Source organism: Candidatus Nanosynbacter sp. HMT-352 (genome assembly GCF_022819385.1).
In the GTDB taxonomy this organism is placed as follows: Bacteria; Patescibacteriota; Saccharimonadia; order Saccharimonadales; family Saccharimonadaceae; genus Nanosynbacter.
Genome location: NZ_CP089290.1, coordinates 212,302 through 223,604, shown reverse-complemented (window position 1 = coordinate 223,604; position 11,303 = coordinate 212,302). Strand labels below are relative to the sequence as shown.

Here is an 11,303-nt window from a genome sequence, read left to right as displayed (position 1 = left end):
TTTTTACTTAGACAATAAGAAAGCCCCACTCTAAAATTTGTCGGCTAAAGAACCAAGCGAGCAAAAACCCTACGATAAGCAATGGGCCGAAGCATATCCGTGAAGTTACTTGCAATTTTCCTCGCATCATTGATGGCAAGACAAGAAACGTGCCGATAAGATTTGCGATAAATAAAGCTGCAAACGCCAAAAGCCAGTTTCCCAAGAACAAACCCAATCCAAGTCCAAGCTTAACATCACCAAAACCTATCCAAGTTTTATCTTCCCCGTAACGATATTTCGAGAATAAATATAGCACCATATATATTCCGCTCAGAATCGTAATCGACCCAAATAACGTCATCAAGCTTTTTGAAAAATCGCCAGCTAGACATACTTTTATTCCCGCAAAAATAGCGCCAAGAATAATAAACGGAATATTAATTACATCTGGAAGAAGTAGCCATCTGAGGTCATAGACAAATAAAATCGCCAGTAGCACCAAACTTGCCAACCACAAGACCAGCAATACAATCTGCCAGATATCCGTCAATGACCCAGACCAAAAAGCCACGGATGCGACGAACAATCCAGCCATCACTAGTTCTAGCAAGATTTCCGTCCAACCGATAAACGCTCTGCAATATCTGCATCGCCCCAATCCAGCAACCCAACTTACCACAGGAATCAAATCGCACCACTTAAGCTCATGTCCGCAAGATAAACAGCGAGATCTATCTTTGGAAATTTTTTTTATCAATGGAGATAATTTCTTTAATTCCTTTTGGTCAACTTTTTCTCCAGCTTTTTTATCTTCCATCAATTGACGAGCTCGCAAGCGCCAAATTTGCGCTCCGGCGAAACTGCCTAAAATAGCCCCTAAAAATCCCACTAGTACAAACTTAATCATACTTCTTATGGTAACAAAAAACCATAAAAAAATCAGCCCCATACCGAGGCTGATTCGTAATTTATCTATGGATTATACATCCTGGCAATACAATTGCTTTTGAGAACCGTTATTTTCCAATAGAACTACAACTGCTGCGTTGCGTGAAGATCCGTTTTGCAAAGTTATGTTTGCTGGATCGTCAGCAGATGGAGCTGGCGTGCTAGCAGGACATTTCTTACCTCGCATAACCTTGATTTCGTTACTAGCTACTGACATTGAAGCACCAGGTGTAGCAACCTTTAACTCTGAAGACTTGTCGTATTGATCAAGCTTGTCGACATACTTGCGTAGAGACTCTTCGTTAAATGTGCCACCGTTGCGGTTAGCTGCGTTCCAATTGGTAATAGCTGCAGCAACTGTTGAAGCATCGTTCTTCCTTGACTGGTCATGCTGGCTACGTTGCAAAGCTGGCAATGCGATAAACACCATCGCAAAGATAAGTCCAGCAATAGCCAAGACTAGGACGACCTCGATGATTGTAAATCCTTTTTTATTATCTTTTTTTGTCATTAGATTTCCCACCTTTCTATGGTTTACCTATATTTACGCAAAAATGCTTACGTTTATAATACACTAAAAATATAAGTCAGTCTAGCGAATATTGATGTTGCCGACCAAACTATAAATTGGAAGCAAGATAGCCGCGACCATCGTACCTGCAACTATAGCCAAAAAGACCATCAGGACTGGTTCTATCGCCGTCGACAAAGCGCGAATTTCCTCATCAAGCTCATCTTCATAAACTTGAGCGGTCTTGCCCATCATCTCATCAATTTTACCCGATTGCTCACCAATTTTAATCATCTGCGGTACCATTGCTAGGAAATAATCTTCATTAGATAAAGAAGCTGAGAGCGCCTTACCGCCTTTAACCTTATCCGATGCGCGAAGTATACTTTCGCTAATAATCACGTTATTGACAGCATCAGACGTAATACGAAGCATATCAAGCATCGGCACGCCAGTACTCAGAAGAACTTGACCAGTCCTGGCAAATCGAGCCATGTACATTTTCCTGAACATTCCTTTAAATAGCGGAACATTAAGCTTAAAGGTGTCTTTAGTCCTAATTCCTTGTTCAGTTTTCAGATATTGTACTAGGAAATAACCGCCGATAATCATTGCCAATATAACAAGCCACCAAAGACTACTAAAAAAGTTCGCCGTTTTAATCATCATAAGAGTTACAAATGGCAACCCCTTATTTAAGTCACGATACAGACCCTCAACTTGCGGAACAACCGTGAACAACATAAATCCGATAACTAAGATAATCACTACCAAGACAATTGACGGATACATCATAGCACCTCTAATTTTACTCATCATAGCAGCGTCCTTTTCCTGCTGAGCCGCCAACCTCTTAAGAGAATCATCCATTGTACCTGACGTTTCACCAGCCGAGACCAAAGCTACATAAACTTTATTGAAAGCTTCTGGATGCTTTGCGAACGAATCAGACAAGGATTTACCACCTTCAACGTCAGAGATAATTTCCTGGACTATCTCCTGCATGCGCTTATTCGTAGTCTGTTCCTGAACTGTTCGAAGGCTTTGCGCCAAAGGTAGCCCTGCACCAATAAGTGTAGCCAGCTGACGAGTAAATACAACCTTATCCTTAGTGGTGATTCTACCAGAAAACTTTGCAAAGAAGCTGGTCTTATCGTCTTGTAGTTCAATTTTTAATGGGACAAACCCTTGTGACGTCAAAAGCTTCGCGGCAGCATTTTCGCTATCAGCCTGAACAACTGATTTAACGATTTTATTACTTGCACTATCTCTGGCTTCGTAATCGTACTTTTTCATTTACTACCCCCTCATCAACCTCTCGAATTCCGTCAAATCGACAGCAAATTCACGAGCGCTATCATACGTAATCGTACCATTCTGCACCAAATTGACCAAAGTTCGATCCATCGTCTGCATTCCCTGATCAGCACCAGTCTGAATCACGGCATCCAATTGGTGAGATTTACCTTCGCGGATAATGTTGCGCACCGCTGGATTAGCAATCAAAACCTCTGCCGCCACAACTCGTCCGCCGCCAATAGCTGGGACTAGTCGCTGCGAACAAATTGCCATCAAAATATTACTGAGCTGAGCACGAATTTGCGGTTGCTGGTGCGGTGGGAACACGTCAATCATACGGTCAATTGATTGCGCTGCGGAGTTCGTGTGTAGCGTTGCAAACACCAAGTGTCCAGTTTCGGCAATTGTAATCGCCGCTGAAATCGTCTCGAGATCGCGCATCTCACCAATCAACACAACGTCTGGGTCTTGGCGAAGACTCGAGCGTAAAGCTGCAGAGAAGGAATAAGTGTCGTAATGAACCTCACGCTGAACTACCACTGATTTTTTCGACTTGTGAGTAAACTCGATAGGATCTTCAATGGTAATAATATGCTGTGAGCGCTCAGAATTAATTTTATCAACCAGCGCCGCCAAAGTTGTTGACTTACCAGAACCAGTTGGACCAGTGACCAACACCAAACCGCGAGGAAAATCCGCAAACGTATTAACAACTGGTGGCATACCCAGTTCAGATGCCGACTTAATTTCATTTGGAATCAAACGTAGAGCTGCAGCCAAATTGCCACGCTCATGAAAGGCGTTAACTCGGAATCGTCCCAGTGTGCCAAACGCAAACGAAAAGTCGAATTCCTTATCTTTTAGCAAAATCTGTCGCTGATCTTCATCAAGAATCTGAAATACCAATCTCTCAACTGCAGGCTCGTCCAATGGTTGAGTTCCGGCGGCCGGCATAAGCGCACCGTCAATTCGTAGCATTGGCGGCAAACCAACTTGAATATGAAGGTCTGAAGCTCGCTTCTTAACGACTTCTTCCAGCAAAATCTCAATTCGCAATTCTTGATTATTCATATTTCCTCCTTTTACGCGGTATCCGCCGCTACCCTATTAACTTCTTCTATTGTCGTTATTCCGTTCAACGCCTTCAGATAACCATCTTGGCGCATCGTAATCATACCCTGTTGAATTGCCATTCGCTGGATTTCCGCTGAAGTTGCGCGCTTAACAATCAAATTCTGAATCTCTTCAGTAATATCCATGACCTCATACAAACCAGCTCGTCCAGCATAACCGCGAGGAGTTTGCGGCGTATCTTTTCCTTTTGCCAAGGCAAACGACGTCTGCGTCGCTAGCGGCAAGCTTTCATATCCCAGATCTTGCGCGTATTGAGCAACTTGCTCCCTTGTTTGCGGCAATAATCCACCAACTGCCTCGCGAATTACCTGCGTTTCCAGTGGTGACGATTGATAAATATCCCGACGACGCGCCACTCGCCTCACCAAACGCTGACCAATAATTGTGTTAACCGTGCTAGCAATAAGAAACGGCTCGATTCCCATATCCAACAAACGTGGCAATACACCAGCAGCGGAATTAGTGTGAAGTGTCGAGAAAACCAAGTGTCCCGTTAAGGCCGCCTGAATAGCCAAATTCGCAGTTTCGTTATCGCGAATCTCACCAACCATCACAATGTCTGGGTCTTGGCGCAAAATTGAGCGCAATCCAGAAGCAAACGTCAAACCAACTTCTGCGTTCACCTGAATCTGATTGACGCCATCCATCTTATACTCAACCGGATCTTCAAGCGTCACAATATTCACGGTGTCATCCTTAATCTCCTTGATCAACGCGTACAAACTCGTTGACTTACCAGAACCAGTTGGACCCGACGTCAAGATCATTCCATTTGGTCGCTTAATTCCCTTGCGAATCGTTCTTAATGCGCGCCCAGCGTAGCCCATGTCTTCCAAGTTGAAAGAACTTCCACTCTTATCAAGCAGACGAATAACTACTTGCTCGCCCCAAACGACAGGAGAGATAGCGATACGGAGGTCAACTTCTTTACCTGCGACGTTAACCGCGAATTGACCATCCTGAGGAATCCGATGCTCGTCAATTTTCAGATTGGAAAGAATCTTAATACGACTAACTAGCGCCGGCTCAATGCTCTTTGGAAGCTGCATAATCTCACGCAAAACACCGTCAACACGACAACGAATCTTCAAAGCCTTCTCTAATGGCTCAATATGCACGTCGGACGCGTGACTCTTCACTGCGTACTCCAAAATTGTCGACAACGCTCGTGATATTGGTGAATCTTGAACAATTGTTTTGATATTGCCAGCTTCCGACAAAGACTCTTCCTGCGAAGCCTGTGCAGCCACATTAACAGACGACAAGTCAGTCTTATATTGATCTAAGACATGACGGACACTCTCTTCCGAAGCCATAAATACTTTTATCGGACGCTGGATACGATTTGACAAATAGTCCACCGCTTGAACATTATTCGCGTCGATCATCGCTACCGCTAGTCTATTCTGAACTTCGGCTAGCGGCACAGCCATAAATCTCTCAGCAACGTCGGACGGCAATAGAGATAAAATATCCTGGCTAATAACACTATTCGACAGATTGACGTACGGCACACCCGAAACTTGAGCCACGCCATGAACTAATAGTTCATTATCAAGCAGTCCCTCTTCGCTAAGCAAACTAAATAACGGCTTGCCACTCTCAGAGGCACGCTTTAAGGCATCATCAATGACAGACTTCTCAATAAGCCCCTCGTTTACGAGCAGCTCGATCAACTTATCTTGGATGTCGTCCGTCAGTAAAGCCATTTACACCCCTTCTCTATTTGGCTGCATCTTGACCTACGAATATTTCAACAGTTGGATTTATCGCATTATTATTAAAAATCGCTGGGTTTGGCTTTTCGACGTCAGGTGATATTTCTCGAATAGTCTGTACTTTTGTGCCAGATTCTGGGACTTTTAAGAACGAGATATTAGAGGCGACAATATAACCGATTGCCACACCTACACCCGCGATCAATATTACCATTGCTATGTCTGTTTTCTTCATGGCTTAACCACCTTATTCTCTAATTGTATTGTTTGTGCTGGCTCGTAATAAGCGACACCTCGAACTACCAAACTCAATCTATCCTCATTTCGCTGGATTTCCACGGTCTTTAGGTCAATGACTCGAATAGACGCCTCTAACTTAGTTAACAATTCTTTCAATTTTTCAGCTGGACCACTCACTTCCATAGTAAATGATATGACGTTTTCAGATGTTGACTCAGAGCTTTCACTATCAGATCCAGATTGAGCAACGGTCAGATTTTGAATAGTCACACCAGTAGTCGTGTCAATAAATTTATTCTTCAACGAAGCACCAAGAGCATCGGCGTTCGCATTATCTGGCAACGCATCCAGTATCGTCTGAAGAGCATTACTTTCGCTGCTTGATTTTATAGAATTAAGTGCAGTATTCGTATCTAAGACTCTAATATTCTTCTTTAGCTCGTCAACCGACGACAGGTTTTTATCTAGACGAGAAATTGTATTTTGCTTCTCCAGAAGAATCTTCGAATGAAATACGATTTGCTGCACCAAAAATATACTCACAACAAGCGCAATTCCCGCCAAAAATGCCGCAGAAGCCACAAAAATAAACATAGTCTTTTTCGATGAGTCAATCTGTTGCCGCTTGCGTATTGCAACTTCTTTATTATCGGTCGCCATTATTTCTTCTCCTGTTTTTTCGAGTTACTCTTAAACAAGCTATCCGGAATTCCCTGACGTGAGTCTGTCACATCAACCTTACCAGTCGGCGTCAACACGGAAACTGTGCCATTATTTGCAGGCGCTAGTAATTCTTCTGCGTATTCAAACGAGAACGAGAATTGCAACACTTTTTTACCTTCTGAGTTCTCTCCAAAACTAGTATCGCCATCTTTTATCTCCTTAGTCAGACTAACCTCGGAACTTTTATCACCGTCAGTAGTCTGGACCTTCGTATTCAAGATGGTTTTCTTTAAGGTTTCTAACGCGCTATAGCCATTAACCGCGCTACCCTCCAGAGTAATAGTTTTTGACTCAGGATTGACTTTTATATCCGAAAAACTAACGTTATTTGGTGCAACCGGATTAACCGCTGTTACAACATCAAAGATCCTTGAATTAATCTTCTTTCCAGAATGTTGCTCATTGATCTTTGTCAATTGATTTTGAATCGTTACAACCTTATTGAGATCTTCGACCGCCATCAATTTGTCGTTCCTATCTTTAATAACTCCGTTCTGAACCGCCTCGGCTGCAATTTGGCTACCAAAAATCAACGCCAAAACAACTACTGCCGCAATCGAAGCACCGCCCGCCAAGAACGATATCGAAATAACCCGATTGCGCATAGCCCGAGTCTTCAATAGCTCGCGCTTAACGTTTGGGAGAAGATTTATCTCAATCATGATATATTACTCCTTTGTGCCAGACCTACGGCAATAGCGAATTCTGAAGCAATCGGCGCCAATTGCTGTTGATCTGACTGAGAAACTTGAACGCGCTGCCACGGATCTGCGGCAATTGACTGAACTCCAGTTTTATTCATCACATACCCATCAAGTTGCGGAATAGCTGAACCAAACCCTGATAACAAAATTCCAGAAACTGCTACGCTTGGATATCGAGTTTGGAAAAACTTTATAGATTTCACCAGCTCTGAAGAAAAATTGTCGAGAGTTGAATCAATAGCCCTTAACACTTGACCATCCAATTTATCCGGCGCCAAACCAAATTTCAAAATAAATTGACGAGCTTGATCTTCCTGGACGCTAAGATTCTGAACCGCCGATCGAACCAAAGATGAAAGCCCTGTCGGAATCATACGAATAAGTCGCGGCGCTCCGTTGTAGACGACCGCCAAATCCGTTGAATTTTCGCCCATATTGATAATCAAACGCGCATCCTGAGAATCGGTAGCTGATAAAGAGCGAACCATAGCAATAGCGTTTGGCTCTTCGGCAATCACATTGAAGCCAAGATTTTCAACTAATTCCAGACGCTCTTCCGCATAAGACTTCGCTGTACTTGTTAGCAAAATCTCATACTGATTCTGAGCATGCAAACTATCACCCAATAAAACCCAGTCAACTTCTGCCTCATCCAAAGACATTGGAATATATTGATCAACTTGATATTTCATCATCGCCTTCAATTCCTGCTCAGAAACCTTTGGCACATCAATAATGGTAGAAAACGTCTTATTTGACGGCAAACCGACAGCTACATTGGACGTCTTAATCCCAGCTTGACCAACGGCGGTCATAATAGCCTCGCCCAAACGTCGCTTAGACTCTGGAGAATCGCCGCTCGTTATCTTAGAATCAACTGGCGTATAACCGTAATGAGACAAACTCCATCCCGTGCCAGTACGAGACAATTGAACCACCCGCACCGCATTCGTATCGATGTCCAGTCCGAAGAATTCGCCCAACCCTTTTGCTAATTTCATAACTAATAATAATTATATACATTAGCGTTTTAATTTGCAAACTTTTAATATCTTGGCGGCAATTCGCGAACATTCATCGTACTAATCGCGCCAGTGTTTCGATAATTATTGTAAGCCCAAATATAAGTGTCAGCCCTCAAATTGATGATTTCTGCTGGAGTTCCAGGATGCATATTCGGATCATTCTTTGCAGATGAAGCATGTTTTCCGCCGTACGTTCGTCGCAAGAACAAGCGTCCAGTTTTAATTGGTCCGTTAACCTTCAGTTGCTTCTTACCGCAAGAAGATTCAGAAACTCCACTTAGCCAATCTCCGAAGCTAATTACCACGCCACAAGTACTAACATATCCGTCTTTCTGAGTAATCAACCAAGCATTCACCTCTCCAACCGAAGGCTCTATGATAATATTTTTCGCGTAGATAATTAGTTGTGGCAATTGACGCACATCATTCGTGTCTGTGTATAGTAAGTCGCCCGAAATCCTAACTACGCCCGAGGACTTTATGACTATACTCTTGCCTACACTTAATTTTGACCCCGTTAAGGTTACGTTTCCAGCGTTATATTCACCCGAAGCTAGACTATTCACATCTACATTGCCAGAGATATTACCTCTCGCCCCACGAACTGACGGTAAAGTAAAATTATCTGGAACTGAACTGGTGCTACTGAAATTACCATACTTTGGAATATTGGCGAAAGTTAGCTTGTTGTAGTCACGTGGAGTCACTCCCGAGCGACCATTAAACGATGACGACAATCCAGCCCCAGAAGCCGAATCTGCCTTACCGTTAGCAATAATTCCATATTCGCCCCAAGAACCGTACACATTCTGATTCGTATAGGCCATCTTATACGCCAATGTTATATCCTCGATCAGTAGCCCCATATGCGATGGGTTAGATTTTACATAAATATCGATGAAGTTATTATTCTCATATAAAACAGTGCCTGGCTGCGTCTCAGCGGTAAATCGAGAATTTCCAGCATAGCCCGGAAGACCCCAACCAAAATACTGAACTCCTTCAGGTCTGGATCCGTTGTCGTTACCTAACGTTTTCATCTCATAACCGTTGATCTTCACCTTAACGAGGTTATCTACAGCTCCACTAAAACCGATCTCCAGACTCTTAGCATCTTTTAACCCTTCTAAATTAATACCCTTCAATCTAAAGACGTATGTATTTGAGCACGGGATAATCTCTACTATAGGACGAGAATTATCATGACAATTTAGATGAGCCGGATCCGGTTTACTATTAGAATGCGTATGTCGACCAAAGCTGTTTATACCAATCCATTTTGCAGAGTCAGATGTCCTCCAAACGCCCCTCTTACAATAATCAGGATTATAGACGAGCGATGCGTCACCAACTATGTCATAATACATGGAATCGGGTTCACACGTAATATAACCATCTTGCAATACATCGCCTCCACCAGGAGCGCGCCACTGTGTCGTTACAATCGTCCTTGCTTGATAGTCGTCTTTTAAGTTGGTCGCATCACCATGACAACTCGGAAGATAATCTGGCTTTCCAGTAGACTTCTTATACGCCCTCTGATTTCCATTACCGCCATACTGATCTTCGGCACAAACTATTGACCAATGTTTATCATCCATATTACCACCCTTATATCCATATTCACCGGGACTAAACGACACTTCATCACCAAGCTTATTACCATCTTTGTCTAAACCTGTACCCCACAGTCCCCTTGCTCGTATAGAGGTCTTATCTAACTCAATGCGACTAAGATTCTCATCAGGAACGTTCACGCTGTTCGATGTCTTGCTAGTAATAACTTCTTTGTCAGTCTTAATATCACCGCCCCAAACCTGAACCTTTGGTCTTTTTGACGACCTAATACACTTAACTGCGTATCTAAAATCCGTAGAAGGAGCCGAACCATTATAATCGCTAACCATAACCACGTAACATAGACTGTCGTTAGCACTTAGCTTAACCCTGTCCAAATTATCTATCTGATTTGTAGCCACTGGAGTCTGACCGGTGTTTAATTGACTGCCAGTGTTTTGAACAATTTTTCTACACGCGCCACTATCAATATTTAAGCTATCTCTATATTGTCCTTTAATCAGTCGCACAATTGCGCACGGCCAATCATCATCAGCAGTACCCCCAGGAAGTGAAACCTCATTACTCTTTCCTGTAAGCTCCGATACTTCAGCCCCTCTGACAACAAATCGAGCAAGTGCATACGAAGAATTTTGAGTCTTTAAAGTCCCTTTGTTATTCAACCCAGCATTTATTCCCTCAATTTTCGTGACATTTTCTGCGTCAATATAATCCGAATTAACACTCACCGAAGGTTCTACATCATAATCATACGGAACTTCAACACAGGCATATGATGAATACACCCAGCCGGTTGGCACCAAAGAATTGCGCCTATCCCAGTAGATTCGCTGACATATACGCTTACCCATGTCTTCTTTTCGAATAACTCGCGTAAACATAAATTTATTTTCTCCAAGCGGACCACGAACATCCTCCAGCTTGGATTTTCCGTTCAATGCCTCCATAGTGGTAGTGTGATAATCCACTCCCTTTGGATTATTTGTTCGATTCCAAGCCCAACCCTTCCAGTTAGATTCAGGAATAGTCGTAAACGACCGAGGACCTTCATTATGCCAAGCTCCCCTATCATTCAGACTGACATCATTATCCATCGGCTGATTTGAGCTTAAATCGAACACATCCTGCTGAACGCCAGTTATAACATTATCAGTAGGCCCTCCGCTGACAAAAAGACTATGCCACCAATCAACTGTATCTCCGGGCTTCACATTCTTTAACCTCCCTGGAGCGACAGCCCAATTAGATCCGAAGTTGGTAGCGTCTTCTGGATTAAATTGCTTAGTAACCCAGGATTTACCAGTTATCGTCCAATTTGGCGAACTTGGCGCCGCATACGTATAGATAAAAAAAGCCGTTACCGAAATAGCCAAAGCCACTACTATTGCCAGCATGCCCACCTTAGGCAATGAGTATTTTCTTCTCATGCTTACAATTATAT

10 protein-coding genes are annotated in these 11,303 nt (G+C 43.1%); all 10 read right to left on the bottom strand.

All coding sequences use genetic code 11. The annotated features are described in order from the left end of the window. Positions 1-7 precede the first annotated feature (7 nt). The 10 genes from LRM44_RS01140 to LRM44_RS01095 all read right to left on the bottom strand — a co-directional run bounded on the left by LRM44_RS01140 (position 8) and on the right by LRM44_RS01095 (position 11,289). A complete protein-coding gene (locus LRM44_RS01140) occupies positions 8-889 on the bottom strand; it encodes a prepilin peptidase (RefSeq protein WP_243804249.1) in 882 nt (293 codons plus the stop codon). A 72-nt stretch (positions 890-961) separates the two neighbouring features. After that, the gene (locus LRM44_RS01135) at positions 962-1,441 is read right to left on the bottom strand and encodes a type II secretion system protein (protein ID WP_243804247.1); all 480 of its coding nucleotides are present in this window, start codon (positions 1,439-1,441) and stop codon (positions 962-964) included. Positions 1,442-1,522: 81 nt separating this feature from the next. Continuing rightward, complete coding sequence (locus LRM44_RS01130; RefSeq protein ID WP_243804245.1) at positions 1,523-2,737, bottom strand: type II secretion system F family protein; 1,215 nt, start codon at positions 2,735-2,737, stop codon at positions 1,523-1,525. A 3-nt stretch (positions 2,738-2,740) separates the two neighbouring features. After that, positions 2,741-3,811 carry a type IV pilus twitching motility protein PilT gene (locus tag LRM44_RS01125; protein WP_129632198.1) on the bottom strand — a complete coding sequence of 357 codons (1,071 nt, stop codon included), beginning with the start codon at positions 3,809-3,811 and terminating at the stop codon, positions 2,741-2,743. A gap of 11 nt (positions 3,812-3,822) precedes the next feature. Then, positions 3,823-5,583 carry a GspE/PulE family protein gene (locus LRM44_RS01120; RefSeq protein WP_243804243.1) on the bottom strand — a complete coding sequence of 587 codons (1,761 nt, stop codon included), beginning with the start codon at positions 5,581-5,583 and terminating at the stop codon, positions 3,823-3,825. A gap of 13 nt (positions 5,584-5,596) precedes the next feature. Further along, positions 5,597-5,827, bottom strand: coding sequence for a hypothetical protein (locus LRM44_RS01115; protein WP_129636905.1), 231 nt, complete (start codon positions 5,825-5,827; stop codon positions 5,597-5,599). Then, positions 5,824-6,492, bottom strand: coding sequence for a hypothetical protein (locus LRM44_RS01110; RefSeq protein WP_243804241.1), 669 nt, complete (start codon positions 6,490-6,492; stop codon positions 5,824-5,826). Before LRM44_RS01110 ends, LRM44_RS01115 begins: the two co-directional genes overlap by 4 nt. Beyond that, positions 6,492-7,217: a PilN domain-containing protein gene (locus LRM44_RS01105; protein WP_243804239.1), complete on the bottom strand. Its 726-nt coding sequence runs from the start codon at positions 7,215-7,217 to the stop codon at positions 6,492-6,494. Before LRM44_RS01105 ends, LRM44_RS01110 begins: the two co-directional genes overlap by 1 nt. Further along, positions 7,214-8,260, bottom strand: a complete 1,047-nt coding sequence (pilM, locus tag LRM44_RS01100) for a type IV pilus assembly protein PilM (protein ID WP_243804236.1) — start codon at positions 8,258-8,260, stop codon at positions 7,214-7,216. The genes LRM44_RS01105 and pilM overlap by 4 nt, the downstream gene beginning before the upstream one ends. Before the next feature lie 44 nt (positions 8,261-8,304). Beyond that, on the bottom strand, positions 8,305-11,289 hold the full coding sequence (locus tag LRM44_RS01095) for a hypothetical protein (RefSeq protein WP_243804234.1): 2,985 nt from the start codon (positions 11,287-11,289) through the stop codon (positions 8,305-8,307). Between the last annotated feature and the right edge of the window lie 14 nt (positions 11,290-11,303).